We start from the raw sequence: 21078 nt of genomic DNA on the forward strand, positions 1-21078 counted from the left end.
AACGTTACAAAGTGTTAGTTTCGGGCATCATAACTAAAACATGGATACCGAACTAAGAGCCTTCTGGCAACGTTTTTTCGAATTTAACTGGAAATTCGGCGTTTTTCTGATCATTTTAATTTGCGTGCCACGTTTTCTGCTGGTTCTGGAAGCAAATGCAACAGGTAACTATGGTTACATTGGAATTATAATGCTGGTTTCCGCCATGGCACCTTTCCTATTCCTGACCCAATCCGGCCGCCGTGATATTGGCATCGTTTCATCCGGAAATTACGGATGGCTGCTGACGGCATTTGTTTGCGGCTTATTGATTAGCCTTTTACTGTATGTAGCAGGAAAAATTTGTTATGGAAATTCTTATGAAAACTGGTATATCTATATCGGAAAATCATACAGAATTCCGGATCATATCGATGAGAAAACTAAATCCATTTTGTTTACCGTCATGGCTGTTACCGGAATGACCTTCAGCCCGGTTGGCGAAGAATTGTTTTTTAGAGGAATTGTTCATTCCAGTTTTGCTAAATCCATCGGTAATACCAACGCGTCTCTGGTGGACAGCACCGCTTTCGCACTCACACATATTTCACATTTTGGATTGATATTTCTTGATGGCCAATGGACCCTGCTTCCCTTACCCACAATCATTTGGATAATCTCTATGTTTTTTGTCAGCATACTCTTCTCTCTCTTCAAAAAATATTCAGGCTCCATATTAGGATCTATCATTTGTCATTCCGCATTTAATCTGGGAATGATCTATGCAATTTTTTATCTTTTGAAAAACTAAATTACCCTCCTGAAAATTGCTTTCAGCACAACGATATGTAGTGTATCAAACCATTTCTATTTTGCTTAACAATAGCGGAGTGATAAATTACTTTAAGTAAAAATCAGCTGAATTCTTCTTTACCACATAGTCTAAGACTTTAATCCTGACATACTCTGGTCCGAAGATGATCAAAATTGCTGTTATCCTATTTTCCTTTCTCCTGACCTGTCACCTGCTCGCAGCCCAGAATTACGACGAGGCAAAGGTTCCTGCCTATACCTTACCCGACCTTCTGTTATCCATCAATAACCAAAGAATAAACACTGCAAAGCAATGGGAAGATATTAGAAGGCCCGAAATCATCTCGCTTTTCGAAGAGCATGTTTATGGTACAATGCCTAAAAAATTTGACGAGATTTCTTTTAAGATCAAAGCAGAAAATCCAAACGCGATGAATAGAAAAGCGCATCTGAAAGAAGTTGAAATTTCAGTTAAAAATCACCAGCAATCAGTTATTATTAATCTGATACTTTTCACCCCGAATCAAACCCGAAAGCCTGCTCCCGTATTTCTTCTAATAAACAATCGCAGCGAAAAAAATACGTCCGTCACGCGGGATACAATCAGTGGATTCTGGCCTGCGGAGCAGGTGATCAAGGCTGGATATGCCATTGCAGCGTTTTATTATGGCGATGCAGCCCCTGATAATAAAAATAGTTTCCAAAACGGTGTACTAAGGCTGTATCCGGAGCAGCTCGGCAGCGATAACGGAATGAAAGCGGTCGGCGCCTGGGCGTGGGCAGCTAGCCGGGTGATGGATTATTTTGAAAAGGATAGCGCAATTGACGCCTCAAAAGTCACCATTGTTGGTCATTCTCGAGGCGGCAAGGCTTCTCTTTGGGCGGCTGCCCAGGACCAGCGTTTTGCCATGTGTGTAACAAATTGTTCAGGAAATACCGGTGCCGCACTTTCTCGCCGTCGTTATGGTGAAACCATTGAACGGATCAATACAACTTTTCCTCATTGGTTTAACGAAAATTATAAAAATTACAATAGTAATGAGAAGGCTCTACCGATTGACCAGCATATGTTGATTGCAGCGGTCGCGCCAAGGGCCGTATATGTAACCAATGCTTCTGAAGACTTGTGGGCTGATCCGAAAGGGACTTTTATGGCAGAGAAAGAGGCTGAAAAAATATATAAGCTTTATAATCTGAAATCAAGCTTGCCGGACGCTCCACCGCCAATGAATACGCCATCATTAAAACCTCCTCTGTCATATCACATCCGCAAAGGGATTCATGATCTGACAGCTTACGACTGGGAGCAATTTGTAAAAACTGCTGATTTGTATTTCAAAAGATAATGAAGATATAAATCCTACATGCCCGGTTGATAATCAAAATTTTTCTACAAACTCTGACTCGATTTACTACAAAACGACCTTAGGTAATAGCCGACCTTTGTCAAACCTTGTTTCACTATACAAAATCACCGTTCGCATGGAAAAGTAAAAGTACGCAGTGGCGAATACTGACTGCTTTTCCCAATTGCTCTTCTGCGCGTACAACAAAATGCTCCATAGGTATAACCCATGGAGCATATTTTTTACTCAACATATATTTGAAATTAATTCAAATGATTTTCAGTATCCGCCAGGTATTTCCCATATGCCCGCATTCACAAACTTTCAATAATTCACATTAACAAGAAGCTAATTAGCTACTTAGCAACTGCTTAACTTTTAATTTAAAATAATAGCTGATCAAAATGTTTTGAAAGCAAATTCATATCAACTTTCCGGGGACAAATCTTGCATTTTTAATGCCAAAGATTTGTAGCGAATTTTTAACATATTTGTAGAAAAATTTTAATGTCTTCAATTCAAATTCTGCTTGGTTATCGAAGAATACCTAAGACTTGCGCAGTGTCATAAAAAATAAATTAGCTAATGAACTTTTTGATATTTGAGGACCATTCCCTGACAGCGCTTGGCATTGAAGTAATGATTAAGCAGGTCTTTTCAAACGCGAAAGTAAAATCTGCGGGCTCTTTTTCAGAAGGTCTTGAACATCTTGCCAATGAACCTTTTGATTATATCATTTTGGATATTGATTTACCCGAGGGCGAGGGGATTCGTATGGTCAGCCAAATCAAGATTATTCAAAATCAAGTCAAAATTCTTATCAATTCCGGCTACGATGAAAAAATTTATGCATTGTCTTATATCTCCGCCGGAGCAGACGGATTTATCTCAAAACAGGCCTCCAGAGACGAATTTAAGCTTTCAATCCTGACGCTGCATTCAGAAAAAAAATATCTGAGTCCTGCCATCCAGCAGGTCATGCTCAATAACATGATCAACAATGCTCCTGCGAATACAGAATCTTCGTTTCTTAACCTTTCGCCACGTGAAATGCAAGTAATGCAGCTAATTGGCGAAGGGAAATTCACTAACGAAATTGCTGATATTATGAAACTCAAAGCTTCAACGGTCAGCACCTATAAAAATCGTTTATATGTCAAATTAAATGTCGCTAATGAAATAGAATTATCGAAAAAAATAGCACTCTTTAAATATTGACACTGACGCGTTAAGCTGCCGGAAGTTTAACCGAAAAAGTAGTCCCTAAGCCCGCAATTGTATCAAACCAGATCTCACCTCCCAAATACTGCACAAATTCGTCACATATTTTAAGCCCCAACCCCGCCCCTCTTTCCCGTGCAGTTCCAAATGTTGGCGAGATGTCGGTTGTGAAAATATCAATTTGTTTTTCGGACGGAATTCCCGGTCCGGTGTCCGAAACAGAAATAATATGAAAGCCATCAGACATAGAAGAAAAAACACGAACAATTCCGTTTCTTGGCGTGAATTTTATCGCGTTGCTTATCAGATTCCGGAATATAATTTCAACCAGCTCAAAGTTGGCAATGACATCAGTATCGGCAGAAATTTCATAGGCAAGCCTGATTTCTTTTTCCACCGCGATACTCTGGTATACATTCAGCGTGTCGTTCATCGCATCATTCAAATTCACTTCCTCCAATACATAACTGATTCCCTCCATGTTGCTTTTTGACCAGTTTAATAAGTTTAAAAGCAAATTTTGAGTATCAAAAGTGATCCGTTTCAGTTCATTCTCATACTTTTTTTTGTCTTCAAGGTTTAAATCACGATTGCTTAATACATACAGATAGCTATTGATATTGTTGAGCGGAGCATTAAAGTCATGAGATATGATGGTGATGAGTTTATTTTTTTGCTGATTCAGCTGTGCCAGCCCGGCAGCACTTGCCTCTGCGGTAACGCGTTCCAGACTATAATTGTTGATGATATAAGACAGACACGAAAACGTTAAAATGATATTCATGATATAAGTTGAGGCGATATCGATGAAGCGGTCTGCTCTTGTAGGATACCTTTCACTGACCAACTCCGGGTGATAATACTCCCAAATGATAAGTCCCATCACAAGTGAAATATTCACTATCGTCCAGAACCAGTATTGCCGACGTGGAACGATAGCGATTATTACGAAATAGGAAATTGAAAATGAAAGCAACGAAGAGCCCTGTATCCCAGAATTCAGGCTATATGAAACGGCGAAAAACAGATTTACGATAAGGATCAAAAAAACAGAACTAAGCGCTGTCTTTCCTTTGAACCGCGAGAGATAATACAAATAAAATTGCAATGGAATCAGTACCAAGGTCGCCAGTACGGAGTCATACAAACCCAATGCCAGAGAAAATGGTACATTATAAACCATGACGGCAATCGTGACCACGCAGACAGAATTGTAAATCCGGCTTTGTAAAGAAAAGGATTTATCGCCTTTCAGATAATTCCATATCCGAACCGTTTTATTTTGAAGATTAGTCAGTAACAATGAAGAGGTATTTTAAATCCTTATAAAAAACAAATATAGCCGGATGTGAGCCATTTACGGACTTTCTACCGTTTTTTAGATATTGCCACAGGTCAGCTGGATATGCCGCCTGTAAAAAATGCACTATACACTATTTGCATATCGGTCACAAATTGTTAATTTTCAGCAGTTTATTTCTCATCAACAAAGATCTGTGTTCATGAAAGATTCACAAAAAAATGATAGTCCGGACGCTACCCCTGCGGAATTTTTAAGCGGCAAAACAAATACGAAGGCATTCGACAGTTTTTTTGAACCGGAACCTAATACCGGTGAGCGCGCTAAAATAATGAGAAATAGAGCCAGTAATGTATACTCAGCGTCGAACGGCGTGATCGAATCATGCCGGCAAATCATTCGAAATGAAAGTGGGCAGGCCAATCACAAACCATACACTGGAAAATATCAGCCCAAACCACTAAAAAATTCATCGTCCATAAAGCCGGTTAGGGAATCTCAGATTTCCTGGTTTTCTGCCTTAATTTTTGCCGTTGTTGTTATTTTAGCCATCTCAGAACTCTCTCTTTTGATATTTTAACGATCTTCTATATGAACAATCACGATACAACAAATTATAATAGAAATCGATTTTGGAAAAGGGCGAAAAAAGGTGGTATTTTTCTGGAACTTCTTCATGGCTTGCTTTCGATTTTTTTCTAAGGATGTATGCGTTATCTACAATTTATCTCTAAATTATAATGACAAAAGCCTGGATTTTATCGGGAATAATTCTGCTCTACTATTGTATGAAAGAAGCCCGGAAAGCGAAACCAAATTGGGCAAGAGCGGTAAACTCTACGATATTCTGGCCATTATCGATTATCTCAAACTTTTTTGTGAAAGACAACGACAAAAAATAAGAAACTTCTTCTGTCAAGATCTTACATTAGTCAGGCTACCCGTAGAGTCGGCGCCTTCTGCATTGCATAGCATCATTTTCTCCCCGGCTGCCACTGCATCAGATTTCTACAATTATTATTTTTTCGATTCAAGAAAACACAGAAGATTAGAAGGCATATCCTGCTAAATACAAAATCCCATCAAGACTTAGGTTAAAATCGGTAAATCAGTCGCTAATTCTAATAAAGTTAGTGTTTGTGCTTAACAGTAATTTTACAAAAGGATAATAAAAACTCCGTTTAGTTATAATACCGTAGAATATACAAGAAAAAAACTTAAAAGATATATTCGCAATTATATCACTAATAATTAGTTACGAAGCAAGTAACCTTTTAAACCTAAACCGTTATAATTTAACATTGACTTTACCGGGTTTGCAGTTTTTTCAAAAAACTTGAAGGGATTACATACCCTCCCAAAATAAGCGGTCCAAGAAGCTAGTTACTGCCACCCAAATGGCAGCACACTATTTTATTGCCAATTTCTAAATCTTAAAAATATCGAATCAGGTCATGAAGCCCTTAACATTTTGCATTAAAACACTGTTTGTTTCTGCGTTATTATCAGCATTTAGTGATCATAGTTCCTGGGCCCAAAAGGCTGTATTGCCCGCATACAAACCTTCGCCCGTTGAAATAAATGCAGCATATAAGCGCATGGAACGGATGGATTCTTTGACACGGGGAACTGTCCTGAAAGCAACCATTCAACCGGGCTGGCAGGCAGATGGAAATTCCTTCTGGTATAAAAATATTCTAAAAGACAGCATCAGCGAATACTTCTACGTAAACCCTTCTGAAGGAAAAAAGACCAAAGCATTTGACAATGAAATAATCGCAAAGGCACTTTCCTCTGCGGCCGACACGGCATTTTCTGCCAGTAAACTCATGATCCAGGACCTACGGTTCGATCTGACCGGAAAAAAAATATTTGTCAAGATAAAAGATAAATGGTTTGACTATAACACAGAAAAACAAACTGCAGCCAAAGTCGATAAGCCAGGTATAGAACCTCCCAAAAGTATAGGCTGGACGCATCAGGTAAGCAGATGGCGCCCCTTTCGGGCGGACAGCCTTTCGCCGGACAAAAAACAAAAAGCCTACGTTAGAAACGGAAATATCTATCTGAGCGCACCAGGCAATAAAGATGGCAGGCAACTTACCTATGACGGAAATTCACTGAAACCTTACGGGGAACTGAGCTGGTCGCCTGATGGAACATATCTTGTCTGTTACCGCATATCGCCGCAGGAAGAAAAACAGGTCAGTATACTACTTTCTTCTATACCGAATACAACACGCGCGGAAGTGAAAACGCGTGGTTATGCACAGCCCGGAGACGAATTTACCAGTTATGAAATGCATGTCATCAATGTAAAATCCAAAGAATCGGTCAAAGTTAAATCAGAGATTATAGATTTTTTTGAGGCGCCGGTCATTCGTTGGAGAAATGGCGACAACAAACATTTTACCTACGAAAAAGTAGACCGTGGTCACCAGCGTTTCCGGGTAATCGACGTCGATGCTTCCAACGGTGAAACAAGGAATGTGATTGATGAAAAAACAGAAACATTTATTTATCAAAACCTGATTTACACAAATTACCAACCCAAAACCCACGAAATAATCTGGTCATCAGAAAAAGATGGATGGCGGCATTTGTACCTGGTGGATGAACTCACCGGAAAAATCAAAAACCAGATCACAAAAGGAGAATGGGTGGTCCGAGACATTGACAGCATCGATACTGAAAAGCGTGAAATCTGGTTCAGAGCAAACGGGATGAACCCGGGTGAAGACCCTTATCACCTGCACTATTACCGGATTAAGTTTGATGGGACCGGACTGGTAAAATTGACCGGTCATGCGGAAGCGATGCATTCGCTGACTTTCTCACCCGATAGAAAATACTACATCGACACCTACTCGACGATGGAAAAGCCGCCGGTGAGCGAACTACGCAAAACTGACGACGCAACGCTTGTATCAGCATTGGAACAGGCAGACATTTCAGCTTATCTTTCGCTTGGATTTAAACTTCCGGAGATTTTCAAAGCAAAAGGACGTGACAGAACAACCGATATCTGGGGTATTGTCTACCGGCCCAGCAAGTTTGATCCGAAAAAGAAATATCCTATTATAGAGAATATTTATGCAGGTCCGCAGGATTCATTTGTTCCAAAATCATTCCGTCATTATGGAGAAATGCAGAGCATAGCTGAGCTTGGCTTCATCGTTGTGCAGATGGACGGCATGGGTACGGCAAACCGCTCCAAGGCTTTCCATGACGTTTGCTGGAAGAATCTTGCAGATGCCGGTTTTGCAGACAGGATTTTATGGATGAAAGCCTTAGCCAGTAAATACGCGTATGCCGATACAAGCCGTGTGGGTGTTTACGGAACTTCTGCCGGCGGCCAGAATTCACTAGGAGCGCTGTTATTCCACCCGGGATTTTACGATGTTGCTGTTTCGGCCTGCGGTTGCCATGATAACCGCGTGGACAAACAATGGTGGAATGAGCAGTGGATGGGTTATCCTGTGGGAAAGCACTATGATGAGCAGTCCAACATTACTAACGCGGCTAAACTCCGGGGTGATCTGCTGTTGATCGTTGGAGAAGCTGATACGAACGTACCACCGGAATCTACCTACCGCGTTGCCGACGCACTAATCAAATCCAACAAAGATTTTGAGCTGTTGGTCGTACCGGGTATGGGCCATAGTGACGGAGGACCCTATGGACGAAGAAAAAAACGGGATTTTTTTGTACACAAATTGTTAGGCGTGAATCCTCCGAACCGGAACAAGGGCATCTGATAGCTCCCCCGGAAAATAAACATAAATGGTCAGGCTGGAGACAGCTTCAATGGATTACAGCCAAGTAATTTCCAGAAGGGAAAAATACGTTCAAAAATATCGCTTTACGGCATTTTTTATACTACTCACAAAGACAATGAAACGAATACTCCTCACGCTTACGGTGCTTGGGCTGCTTTTAAATTGCAGTAAAAAAGCAGGTTCAGGCCAGAAAACGCAGCTATCCGGATCACGAAGACTGGAAATATTATTTCTTGGCCACGATAGCAAACATCATAATTCTGAAAAATTTTTCCCGATGCTGGCTTTGCCACTTTTTCAAAAGGGAATTAACCTGACTTATACGTCTGACCTGAATTCACTGAATACTGAGACGCTAGCCAAGTATGACGGACTGATCATTTACGCCAATCATAATACGATATCTGCCAGCCAGGAAGCAGCATTGAAAGACTTCGTAGAAGAAGGCAAGGCTCTAATCCCTCTACACGCTGCCTCCTTTTGTTTTCAGAATTCAGAATGGTACATCAAAACAGTAGGCGGACAATTCTATACCCATAAATATGGTACTTTCACAGCACCCATAGTCAAAAAAGAACATCCGGTTATGACTGGTTTACAGGAGTTTGAAACCTGGGACGAAACCTATGTACACCGCAAATTAAATCCAGACATCACCATATTACAAGAGCGTATCGAAGGCGATCATCATGAACCATGGACTTGGGTTAGAACACAGGGAAAGGGTAAAGTTTTTTACACTGCTTACGGACACGACGAGCGTACTTGGAAACAGACAGGCTTTCACCAGTTGGTGATGAATGGAATTTTGTGGGCTGTGGATGAGAAGTCCAAAGCGCAGTACAGCAGGCTGCAACTTCCAAAACCGGTGTTTCAGGACGCTGATGTTCCCAATTATGAGAAACGCGATCCGGCTCCCCAGTTCCAGTTGCCGCTTTCACCTGAGCAGTCACAAAAACTTATTCAGGTCCCTGTCGATTTTGAACTGCGGCTTTTCGCCTCTGAACCAGATGTGGTAAATCCGATCGCAATGGCCTGGGACGAAAAAGGGCGGCTCTTTGTAATTGAGACAGAAGATTACCCCAATGAAATAAGAACGCAGGATGGAGGTGGCAAGGACAGGATAAAAATTTGTGAAGATACAGACCGAGACGGTAAAGCGGACAAATTCACCGTTTTTGCCGAAAACTTAAATATTCCAACCAGCCTAACCTTTGCCAATGGCGGCTTGATCGTTGCCCAGGCTCCGCATTTTATTTTTCTGAAAGATACTAACGGCGATGATAAGGCAGACATCCGTGAGAATATAATCAGCGGCTGGGGAAAAAGCGATACGCACGCCGGGCCTTCGAGTTTAAAATACGGCCTGGATAATAAGGTGTGGGGCGTGCTTGGTTATGCGGGTTTTCGGGGAACCATCAATGATAAACCGGTCAGTTTCAGCCAGGGAATCTACCGGTTTGATACGGATGGGAAAAATCTGGAATATATCGGAAGGACTTCAAACAACACATGGGGGCTTGGTTTCTCGGAGGATTTTGAAGTATTCATTTCGACCGCAAATGGAAATTACAGCGGACATTTTGCTATGCCGTTAAAGTATGCAAAACGTTCGGTGGCTGAGGGATCGGGCAATACCGTATACAAACTCGACTCTCATTATGAAATGAGTTATCTGACGCCAGCACTTCGTCAGGTAGATTTCCATGGCGGATTTACAGCAGCAGCAGGACACAATCTTTATACAGCACGAAGTTTTCCAAAATCATACTGGAATTCAACTGCTTTTGTTTGCGAACCCACCGGACGACTTTTATATCAGGCCAGGTTGAAACCAAAAGGTGCCGGATATACGGAAAAAAACGGATTCAATCTCCTGGCCAGTTCTGATGAATGGTTTGCTCCCGTTCAGGCTGAGGTAGGACCGGACGGAGCAGTTTGGGTTGCGGATTGGTATAATTTTATCATCCAGCACAACCCTACGCCTCGCGGTTTTGAAAACGGCAAAGGGAATGCTTACATCAACCCACTTCGTGACAACAAACATGGACGTATATACCGGGTCGTTTATAAGAATGCGCCTTTATATAACCCTTTAAAACTCGATAAACAAGATCCTAAAAGTCTTCTGGCGGCATTGAAAAATGATAACATGTTCTGGCGCACTACGGCTCAGCGGCTCATCGTGGAATCACAAAACAAGGAGCTGATTCCCGGGCTTTTGGACTTAGTCAACGACCAGGCGGTTGATGAAATCGGATTGAATGTTTCTGCGGTTCATGCGCTGTGGACCTTGCAGGGGCTAGGTGCTTTGGAAGGAGAAAATGAGGAAGCCTATCATACGATCGTCCGGGCGATGAGACACCCGTCTTCTTCTGTTCGAAAGAATGCGATAAAACTTCTCCCAAGAAATGAAAAAACACTTTCGGCATTAAAGTGGACCAGATCAGTTGAGGACCCTGACCTGAAAGTGAGATTAGCTGCAATTCAGGCGCTCACCGATCTTCCAGAGTCCGAGGAAATTGGCAGGATACTGTATCTGGCAGGACAGGATTCACAAAATGCCGCCGACGAATACGTTGCTCAGGCTATATTCTCTGGCGTAATCAAACATGAAAAAGGATTTAAAAACGCGGCAGCGAATCTGAAAGATTCCACTTTGACTGCGCGCATTGAACGCGGCCTTCTTAAGGAAACCTATGTTCTCAATCTTTGGTCTCCTCCAATCTATCCTCCTGATGTAACGGGAAAGGAAATTAGAATCAATGCACTGGTTACCAAGGCAGACCAATCCTTATCCGGAGTGATTGTTTCGCAGGGAAATAAGGAAAACGGATATAGCCTTTTTATTGAAAACAGCAAAATCAACTGGCTTATAAAACAGGATGGCAAGGCTTATATTTTGACATCAGAACAGAAATTACCGGAAGATCGCTTCCTTATCGCATCGACGCTGAAAGAGAATGGATTAATGACACTTTCTGTTAATGGTGAAACGCCCATAACTGCTCAGGCGAAGGAACTTTTCAGCAGGTCGTTTTCGCCGGATGACATCCGTCTGGGCCGCGACTTGAGAGACGATAACCGGGTGGGGAATTATTCTTCAAATTTTAACCTGAAAGGGTGGTTGGATATAAAAAGTACGATGGAGGTTAACAAGGTAGTAGAAGGTGAAAAGAAGCTTGCTCTTTCCTTATCTTCTGACAAAACGCCATCTGTCAAAAAAGGTGTGGGCCAGCCGGTTATCATCAATTTGAAAGTAATAGAGCATGAAATGAAGTTTGACAAAAACACTTTTACGGTTAAGGCGGGTCAAAAAGTTACACTGCGTTTTACCAACCCGGATTTCATGCAGCATAACCTGCTGATCGCCTCGCCAGGGAGTCTTGAAAAAGTGGGTGCAGCCGCCGATCTTCTGGCTCGTGAAGCGAATGCCATTGCGATGAATTACGTCCCAAAAATACCGGAAGTACTCTATGCCACAGAGCTTGTCAGTCCGGAGGGAAATGCAACACTTGAACTTATAGCTCCTGAAAAACCCGGTGATTACCCGTTCCTATGCACAGTTCCGGGTCATTGGAGAATTATGAACGGGATGATGAAAGTTCAATAACACGTAAACAAAAAGCCTATGTAAAAAACAACCGAATTACTTGTCCAAAACGAATACCTACGCCTAAAATTACAGAATAAGCATTTGAAGAATTACTACCACCATCTAACATGAACAACATGAAAGGAAAATTATCCCAGTTTACCCACCGAGTGCGAAGCATTTTTGCCAGCTTCACGCTTCTGCTTTTTCTCTCTGTGAACGTATCTGTGCTGGCAGCTGACCGCCAAATAACGGGTACTGTCACATCCACCGAAGACAAAACTCCTTTGCCGGGTGTGACGATCATTGTGAAAGGCAACAACACTAACGGCACCTCGACGGATGCCGAAGGGAAATTTAAAATGACCGTTCCTGAGAACGCTACTCTGATCCTTAGCTACATTGGTTATGTAAGTCAGGAAATCGAAATCGGCGCGCAAAGTAACCTGAACGTTGCACTTTCACCTGACCAAAAGCAACTGGAAGAAGTTGTCGTTGTGGGATATGGAACACAGCGTAAAGCAGACGTAACCAGTTCTGTTGCCAGCATCAAACGTGAAGATTTCATTAAAGGAACGGTTCGCGATGCAGCGCAGCTCGTGCAGGGAAAAGTGGCTGGTTTAAGAATCACGACGCCGAGCGGCTCGCCCACTGCAAATACCCAGATCAACCTTCGCGGGATTAATTCAATTAATGGAACTTCCGATCCTTTGATTCTAATTGACGGTATTCCGGGTGGTTTAAATACTGTGGCTCCCGAAGATATAGAATCTGTCGATGTGTTAAAAGACGGGTCCGCTGCTGCGATTTATGGAACCAGAGCTACGGGTGGTGTAATTCTGATCACAACACGTAAAAACCGTGCAGGTTCGCGATCGACCGTAGAATATTCAAATTATGTCAACATTCAAACCATTGCCAGCCGCCCAAAGCTTTTGACTGGTGATGATTATCGTCAAAAAATTTCAGAAGGAATCGACTATAAGGATTACGGAGGCAATACGGACTGGCTTTCGGAAATTATGCAAAAACCAGTAAGCCATAACCATAATCTGACTTTCTTTGGCGGCAACAGCACAACGAATTTTACGGGTTCGGTCAATTACAGAAATTGGGAAGGGATTTTTCTCAGATCAGGGCAAAACCGCTTCACCGGCCGGGCTGATCTGAACCACGCGATGTTTAACAACAAGCTAAAAACCAATTTGCAGATCATAAACCGCATTACCAAGTCGACAGGCGCGGTATCTCCGGAAAACAATGACGCAGCATATGGATATATCTACCGTCAGGCCATGATCAGAAACCCGACAGACCGTGTTAAAACGGAAGATGGAAAATGGCAGGAAAGAGACGGTTACTTCTATGAGAATCCTGTTTCGAGAATCTATGAGTCTAACTATGACGCTTCTTTCAAGGAAATGCGTATGAGCGGAAGTCTGGATTATGCACCGATCAATGACCTTAATTTCAAACTTCTGGTGTCAAATGTTCAGAACAGCAATCTTGAAGGCGGCTCGACGACTTTTAATCATACCAACACAATTCTGAGCAACCAAAACGCGACAGCGTACAGAAACACGTATGCCAACAACGAAAATCTTTTGGAATTTACTGGAAATTATGCCAAATCCTTCGGGAAAAACCGGTTTACTCTATTGGGAGGATACAGCTGGCAGGATGCTACTTACGAAGCGTTTTCAGCAAGCAACTGGGATTTTCCAACCGACGCTTACGATTGGAACAATCTGGGCGCCGGCGGTGCGCTTCAAAAAGGACAGGCCGCGATGGGAAGCACAAAAAACAAATGGCAGCTAGCCGGTTTCTTCGGCCGTGTGACATACAGCTGGGATGAAAAATATCTCTTGATGGCGAGCGTTCGCCGTGAAGGATCTTCCCGTTTTGGCGTCAATAATCAGTGGGGAACATTTCCGGCCGCTTCTGTTGGATGGAGAATCAGTAAAGAAAAGTTCATGCAAGGGCTTGCCGGCGTTTCGGAGATCAAGCTTCGTGCAGGTATCGGTGTGACGGGAACCATTGCCAGTAACCCATATTTATCTCAGATCAGCTACAATTTTGACCGCGGCCAGGGCGCATTTATCGGCGGCAAATGGGTGCCAGGGTTTATCCCGGCGCGTAATTTTAACCCCGACCTTCGCTGGGAGAAGAAAGAGGAGGTTAATGCAGGTGTAGATTTTGGCTTCCTGAAAAACCGGATCAATGGTTCAGTGGATTATTATAGCCGTAAGGTAAAAGATCTGTTATATAATTTCCCGGTGCCGGTTCCTCCTTATTTGACCAGTTCGATGCTGATCAACGCGGGAACAATGCAAAATTCTGGGCTGGAAGTTTTGCTAAATATCGTCCCGGTCCAAACGCCAAATTTGCAATGGAACACAGGTTTCACCTACTCGACCAACAAAAACAAACTGGTGAGTCTTTCCAACGATCAGTTCGAAGCGGCTAACGACTTTTTCGACGCAGGATATACCGGGGAACCTATTCAGGTAAGTACCCACCGGGTAAAGGTGGGCGAACCGATAGGACGTTTTTTTGTATTGAAAAGTGTTGGCCTGGACGACAAGGGCGCATGGCTGGTAGAAAATAAAGACGGAGAAATTATACCGATTGCAGACGCAAAACCAGAAGACCGCCAGTATTATGGAAACGGAATTCCTAAACATAATGTAGGCTGGAACAACGCAGTGCGCTATAAAAACTTTGATCTGGCAGTCAATATGCGCGGGGCATTCGGTTATGACATTCTTAATTTTCAGAGCATGTTTTACAACAACCCAAAAAACAAAGCCTATAACATGCTGAACACGGCCTATGATCCGATAGACGGGAAGGTTTTAAACAATGATCTGGTTTACGTTTCTCATTATATCGAAAATGGAAATTACTGGAAAATTGACAACGTCACTTTTGGTTATACACTTCCGACAAATCTGATCAAAGGGTTGAAAAATGCACGTGTTTTTGTCTCAGGATTGAACCTGGTAACACTGACAGGTTACACTGGAATAGATCCTGAGGGCGTTTCGATGACCGGCTTTTTTCCCGGCAGCGACCAGCGTGACAAGTATCCAACAACCCGCACATTCACAGCCGGACTTAGCGTGACTTTCTGATCTTTAAATCATTAGACCTATGAAAACTAGTAATACAAAAAAAATCATATTGGCCTCGATACTTAGCGCTGCAGCCTTTTATTCTTGTACCAACCTGGATGAAGAAGTATACTCCGAAGTTTTGGCCAGCAATTATCAGCCTACAGAAAAAGATCTTCCTGCCATTGTGGCTCCGGTCTATTCTTCGCTGCGTGGACTGATGCTAGGGTGGCAAGGCTACTTCGATTTACAGGAAGAATCCGCGGATGCGATCGTCACGCCCGTACGCCCAAATGGATGGGATGACGGCGGGACTTACCGAAGGATGCACCAGCATACCTGGACATCGCTTCAGTGGCAGCCCGAGAATGCCTGGCAAAGCTCGTTCAGAAGTATAACGACGGCTAACCGCGTTTTATCCCAAATCGCAGATGGCGAAATCCCGTTAACCACTGGCAGACAGGAAATTGAAGCGGAGCTCAAAGCGGTTCGCGCACTGGCCTATTATCTGCTTTTAGATAATCACGGAAATGTTCCGATTGTCACCGATTTCAAGGATGTGAACCTGCCCAAGCAAAGTACCAGAAAAGAGGTTTATGATTTTGTGGTAAAAGAGCTGATCGATGCAATGCCATATCTGAGCGAAAATGCGACCACGACCTATGGTCAGCTAAACAAATGGGGCGCCAAAGCTCTTCTTGCAAAAATTTACCTGAATGCTCAGGTTTACACAGGCACCCCGCAATGGGAGAAAGCGATTGAGCAGGCTGACGAGGTGATCAAAAGCGGAAAGTATGTGCTGGATGCGAATTATTCTGACATTTTCACCTGGACTAATTTCAATTCCAAGGAGATTATTTTTGCAATTCCTTACGATGAAATCTATGGAACCGGTAATCAGATCCATATGAAAACGCTGGACCCTTTGAGCCGCAGCGTGTATCCGATGAACGCCGGCCCATGGGGAGGAAACTGCGCTGTACCTCAGTTTATCGACAGTTACGACACTGCTGACAGCCGTCTGACAGATACATGGATTATGGGCGAACAAAAAAGTGCAGCTACCGGCGCAGTTGTTATAACCTATTCGAAACTGGTACCGGGAATCGAAAAGACAGCGTCCGCTGACGGCTACCGCATTGGAAAATATAAAATAAAACCTAACGCCACTGGTAGTCTTGATAATGACTTTCCGTTGCTGCGTTACGCGGATGTTTTAATGATCAAAGCAGAAGCATTACTTAGGACAGGAAAAGCGGACGATGCCGCAGTTATTGTAACAGAGGTGCGCAAAAGAGCCTTTAAAAATAACCCGGCAAAAGCGATTGTCACCGGCGCAGACCTGGCAAAAGGCAGCAGCTACAACTACGGTTATCAGGCAGCAGATGGAAGTATCACTGAAAGGCAAGGGGGCGAAGATATTAAGTTCGGAAGGTTTTTCGATGAGCTCGGCTGGGAATTTGCTGCCGAAGCACACCGCCGTCAGGACATGATACGGTTCGGCGTATACGAAACAAAAAAATGGTTTAATCACCGTCCCCAAACATCGCAGCGGGCGTTATTTCCGATTCCTCAGAACGAGCTTGATAAAAATACGAACCTCAAACAGAATCCGGGATACTAAAAATTAGAATTAAGATAGGTAGTAGTGTAATCTTGCTCGTCAGACTCGATGTTAACGAGCAAGATTTTTTTTTATTTGAAATTATAAAATTTCCACTGGGTTTTGAAATCCGGCTTCAGAGGCTGATTTACTAATATGGCTCGAACCATTTCAACAGGTATATTATTTTCCCTGAGAACTGCCTGGTGAAATTGGTTATAAGTCATCTTACCCGAATCAACCAATTCTGTTTTCAAACTAAAAATTTGTAAACCACCGATCAGATAGGCAACCTGATAAAGTGGACTATAACCTCCCTCAAAGGATCTTCTCACCTCACCTTCGGCATTAGCACGTTCATGCCCTACCCGATCTACCAAAAAGTCAATGCATTGCTGTGGAGTCCATTTACCTAAGTGGTAATTCAATGAGAAAATAATTCGTGCGCAACGATGCATACGCCAAAATAGCATTCCAATTCTTTCCTCCGGAGTTTTGGCAAATCCTTTGTCATACAAAAGCAATTCCCAATAAAGTGCCCATCCTTCGGTCCAGAATGGCGTCCGGAATTCACTGCGGTAAGTTTTGTAGCGGCTGCTCATGTAATATTGCAAATGATGTCCGGGAACAAGTTCATGATGCACAGTCGAGCGCGAGAAATAAGGATTATTACCTCGCATGCTCATCAGCTTATCGGCATGCGCCATAGTGTTGGTTGGGTACGAGATTATGATATCCCTACCTCCCAGAAAGAAGGGATTAACCAACTGACGCTCAGGAGTCATCATTTGCATTCCCCAGGTTTCATCGGCGATTTCCGGATATTCGATCAATTTGTTTTTTAAAATAAAATCCTTCGATTCGTTGTAAAGTTTCATGATCAGTTCTGGCTGGGTTCCAGCCGGCACATAACTGTTTTTTACCTTTTCCTGCGCCTTTTTCCAATCATTACCGAATCCCATTTCAGTGGAAGCTTTCAAAAGTTCTTTGTCGCACCATGCAAATTCTCTGTTAGCCAGCTCGATCAGCTCCTCAGGCGAATAATTGATCATTTCTTCTTTCAACTGTCTTAAAAGTTCCTGGCTACCAATGGGAACACCCTTAATTCCACTGACATCCGCTTTCTGGGTGGTATTAAGCTTACCTTTTGCTTTCACAGCTTTCGCATAGGCTGTCAATGTACTATCCAGCGATTGATACGGCTTTGGGACCCACCATGAAAATTGAGGATCATAGCCATTATAAAAATCAAACGTTCCCTTCAGCCTGGCCTGCAAACCTGAAATTGCCTGCTGTCCACGCAAAGCCAGTGTCATGTCAACAGATCCGGATTTTTCAATATTCTCGAGACTGGATTTTACATCTTCCAAAACCTGATTTAGGGTTACCGCTACTTGCTGTCCGTCCATGGTGGCACCACGTCTTCGGATCTTTTCAAGTTTATAAATTTTATCTGCAAAAGGAATATATTTTTCAATCAACGCATACTCTTTCTCCTCCTGATCAAGTGTCAGCAGATGATTCTCAACGTTGCCTTTTAACAATAAATAATCCACTTTTCCATAGATGCTCATCGCACTAAAATTCATAGAGGAAAGGCTTTGAAGATATTTTTTATCAACAGCCATAAGCCTCTGACGCTGCTCGGGAGAATTAAGCGCTTCGATATTCTGTCCAAATCCTCTTCCCTGGACCAATGGAGAATAAAAGTGTTGGATGGCCTTAATATCCTGGCCATACTCGATGATCAGGCCAGCAACTTCACTGGTTTGTTCGTAAAGGTTGAAGTCACGTTTTTCGGACTGAGCGGTTGCTAATGCACCGGCAAAGCAAAACGTAACAGATAAAAGTGTACACAGAAAGCACTGTCTGATCATAAAATTGGATTTAGGAATTTGAATTATACAACTTGTATCATTGGATAGAGTCAAAAATAGCCAATTCTATCTGTGCAAACATTTCGGGATTTAATCAATTCTTTACTGATATTGCTTAGGTCTGATTGATATGAACTGATGTCCGGAAAGTAATCGCCGCATGACGAAGAATCAGGAAGAGTTAATCAGGCTGATGGATTTTCATTCCCGTTATCGATTTCATCCTGTTTAATTTCCTGGATAGCTGGCTTGGATCCGGGTTTACTGTCATCATCTCCAAGAACCATCCCCCAGGACTTTAACCCGTCGACACGGTCAAAAATAACCTTTACAATGGCAATTACCGGAATTGAAAGGAACATGCCTGTGATACCCCATATCATTTCACCCAGCACCAAACCGATCAGAGCGATCAAAGTATTTATTTTCACCTTTGACCCCACAATTTTCGGCATAATATAATTGCCGTCGACAAGGTGTATTAGAAATATTGCCACTACGACCAACAATATGTGAGTAGAACTTGCCGTAGCGAAAGTGATCAATACCGCTAAAAGTAACGCGGTTAAAATCCCTACGTACGGTATAAGGTTGAAAATACCAGTGATCAGTCCCAACAGGAATCCGTACTTTATGCCTATTGCCCAAAATGCAATACATGCCAGCGTTGTTACGATAAGCATCTGGAGGAACAGCCCCGCTATGTATTTTTTTACAATATACTGGATCTGACTAACTACGTCGTAGACGATCATACTGTCTTTTTCGTCAAACAGTGACACTAAAAACCGAAGTAATAACCGGCGATGAAGGAGAATAAAAAACGTGTAAAGAAAAATAAACAACAAAAAGAAAACAATCGAAGATACTGATAATAATGTATGCCCCAGCAAGGTAGTTCCAGTGTTTAAAGCCTCTGTCGCAGAGTCTGTGATGTAGCTTACCTGCTGATCACTATCCACATGGAATCTTACCGATATCCAATGCTGTAATGCTGTGGTAGCTTCCAGAACCTGTTGCTTGAAAGCAGGCCAGTCCTGCGCAAGTGCGGTCAGTTGTGAACCTAAAACGGTCATAATGCCTCCTATTGCCAGAATCAAGGATATTAGAGCAAAAAAGGAAGACAGCGCTCTGCCCATCTTAAAACGAGTCTCCAAAAAAACCGAAAGTGGTAAAAGCAGAAGTGAAAACAGCAGGGCAAAGATAAGTGGTGCGAGCAGGGTTCTCCCAATAATTGCAATATAAAACAAGCAGATTATGCAAATAAGAATGTGTGCCATCTTGTGTAAAACGGTGTGACGCGTATCATTTTGAAGCTTTTAATTAGTTGCTGAGGTCAAATATAAATATAAAAAAAATGCCTGATTTGCCATAGCAAATCAAGCTTCAACTGTAATCAGCGGGCCAATCTGATAGCCTACACCCGTAAGATTGGCACATCTCAGAAAATTTACTATCAAGTGTAAAAACAAATCGCACAGGTGCTTTCACCTGTGCGATTTTCAACTTTATCGAATTTACTTAACCAGTGGAATCGCCCAAAAAATACTGGCTTGAATCACACTGTTTTTGAAGTCCGGATCGATATTCTGTCCCGAAAAGTCGCCTACCTTAGATAAACCGGCGATATAACGGGCGCTTACGCCCAAGCCGATCGGAGACTGATAGCCAATTCCACCACCAGCGGCAAGATCAAGATTTTTTGCAAAGTTGTTGATGGTCTGGTTTGGTATATCGGACGAAGTACGGAAACCAACCTGAGGGCCAAATTCGACAAAAAAGCCACCTTTTGCCTTAAACTTCAGCATAACAGGAATCGTGACGTAACTAATCTTAAAGTCAGCTTTACTGCCGTTATTCTCAACCTTTGCCCCTTGCGTAGAGAACAGAACCTCTGGTTGAATCGAGAAAACTTCTCCGAATCCATAATTCAAAAGCCCTCCCAGGTGATACCCAACTAAGGCGTCTGATTCGATATTACCACCCGTATAGTTGCTGATATTAAGACCAGCTTTTGGACCTATACTGAAAGACTGAGCGAAGGAAAGTTGCGCGCACAATAGAAATGCGGCGGAAAATAGCAATTTTTTCATGAGTCTGAAAATTAGTAAATGATAGTTTTTAGTCAGCTTTAAAAAAGTAAACGCTGTTCGTATGTGCCCAGCTGAAGACTGATTGCCAGCTTTTTTACACAAGTAAAATATCATACCAATACTGTCTGAGGAAAACAAAAAAGATGCAATATAGTCACAGGTTGGCCGGTGCAAACGCATCGATTAATAGCACACATACCAAAATCATTCTCAGAATTACCTTTTTGATTTTGGCTTTTAGAAGCCTGGGAAGGCAAAATACCGGGGCGAGCATTATTCTCGTAATCTCAAAAAAACGACCGCCAGTAAAATTTCATATACCAGCAATTCAGTAAAAAAAAGGAGACGTCTTAAATTCA

Annotated in this window: 12 protein-coding genes; 8 read left to right on the forward strand and 4 right to left on the reverse strand. The window is 42.6% G+C overall.

The window, feature by feature from the left end:
* The first annotated feature begins 40 nt into the window (after positions 1 to 40).
* The 3 genes from BMY70_RS00650 (at position 41) to BMY70_RS00660 (ending at position 3356) form a co-directional block, all read left to right on the forward strand.
* Entirely contained in the window at positions 41 to 790 is a 750-nt protein-coding gene (locus BMY70_RS00650) for a CPBP family intramembrane glutamic endopeptidase (RefSeq protein ID WP_090330753.1), read from the forward strand.
* 166 nt (positions 791 to 956) lie between these two features.
* Entirely contained in the window at positions 957 to 2138 is a 1182-nt protein-coding gene (locus tag BMY70_RS00655) for a glucuronyl esterase domain-containing protein (protein WP_090330756.1), read from the forward strand.
* A 585-nt stretch (positions 2139 to 2723) separates the two neighbouring features.
* Positions 2724 to 3356 (forward strand): response regulator, encoded by a 633-nt coding sequence (locus tag BMY70_RS00660; protein WP_090330759.1) that lies wholly within the window; start codon positions 2724 to 2726, stop codon positions 3354 to 3356.
* A 10-nt stretch (positions 3357 to 3366) separates the two neighbouring features.
* On the opposite strand, the gene BMY70_RS00665 is transcribed toward BMY70_RS00660, so the two are convergent.
* The gene (locus tag BMY70_RS00665; RefSeq protein WP_090330761.1) at positions 3367 to 4662 is read right to left on the reverse strand and encodes a sensor histidine kinase; all 1296 of its coding nucleotides are present in this window, start codon (positions 4660 to 4662) and stop codon (positions 3367 to 3369) included.
* A 199-nt stretch (positions 4663 to 4861) separates the two neighbouring features.
* On the opposite strand from BMY70_RS00665, the gene BMY70_RS00670 reads away from it, so the two are divergent.
* The 5 genes from BMY70_RS00670 (at position 4862) to BMY70_RS00690 (ending at position 16770) form a co-directional block, all read left to right on the forward strand.
* A complete protein-coding gene (locus BMY70_RS00670) occupies positions 4862 to 5239 on the forward strand; it encodes a hypothetical protein (RefSeq protein WP_090330763.1) in 378 nt (125 codons plus the stop codon).
* A gap of 874 nt (positions 5240 to 6113) precedes the next feature.
* Complete coding sequence (locus BMY70_RS00675) at positions 6114 to 8417, forward strand: S9 family peptidase (RefSeq protein WP_090330765.1); 2304 nt, start codon at positions 6114 to 6116, stop codon at positions 8415 to 8417.
* Between the two features lie 136 nt (positions 8418 to 8553).
* Complete coding sequence (locus tag BMY70_RS00680) at positions 8554 to 12051, forward strand: PVC-type heme-binding CxxCH protein (RefSeq protein ID WP_090332534.1); 3498 nt, start codon at positions 8554 to 8556, stop codon at positions 12049 to 12051.
* 119 nt (positions 12052 to 12170) lie between these two features.
* Entirely contained in the window at positions 12171 to 15167 is a 2997-nt protein-coding gene (locus BMY70_RS00685; RefSeq protein WP_229209434.1) for a SusC/RagA family TonB-linked outer membrane protein, read from the forward strand.
* 19 nt (positions 15168 to 15186) lie between these two features.
* Positions 15187 to 16770 (forward strand): RagB/SusD family nutrient uptake outer membrane protein, encoded by a 1584-nt coding sequence (locus BMY70_RS00690; protein WP_090330770.1) that lies wholly within the window; start codon positions 15187 to 15189, stop codon positions 16768 to 16770.
* 71 nt (positions 16771 to 16841) lie between these two features.
* On the opposite strand, the gene BMY70_RS00695 is transcribed toward BMY70_RS00690, so the two are convergent.
* From BMY70_RS00695 to BMY70_RS00705, 3 genes are all read right to left on the reverse strand, one after another.
* Positions 16842 to 18626 (reverse strand): DUF885 family protein, encoded by a 1785-nt coding sequence (locus tag BMY70_RS00695; RefSeq protein WP_090330772.1) that lies wholly within the window; start codon positions 18624 to 18626, stop codon positions 16842 to 16844.
* Between the two features lie 185 nt (positions 18627 to 18811).
* Positions 18812 to 19906 carry an AI-2E family transporter gene (locus tag BMY70_RS00700; RefSeq protein WP_090330774.1) on the reverse strand — a complete coding sequence of 365 codons (1095 nt, stop codon included), beginning with the start codon at positions 19904 to 19906 and terminating at the stop codon, positions 18812 to 18814.
* A 237-nt stretch (positions 19907 to 20143) separates the two neighbouring features.
* A complete protein-coding gene (locus BMY70_RS00705) occupies positions 20144 to 20719 on the reverse strand; it encodes a porin family protein (protein ID WP_090332536.1) in 576 nt (191 codons plus the stop codon).
* Positions 20720 to 21078: the final 359 nt, after the last annotated feature.

Origin of the sequence: Dyadobacter koreensis (assembly GCF_900108855.1) — a bacterium.
Classification (GTDB): domain Bacteria; phylum Bacteroidota; class Bacteroidia; order Cytophagales; family Spirosomataceae; genus Dyadobacter; species Dyadobacter koreensis.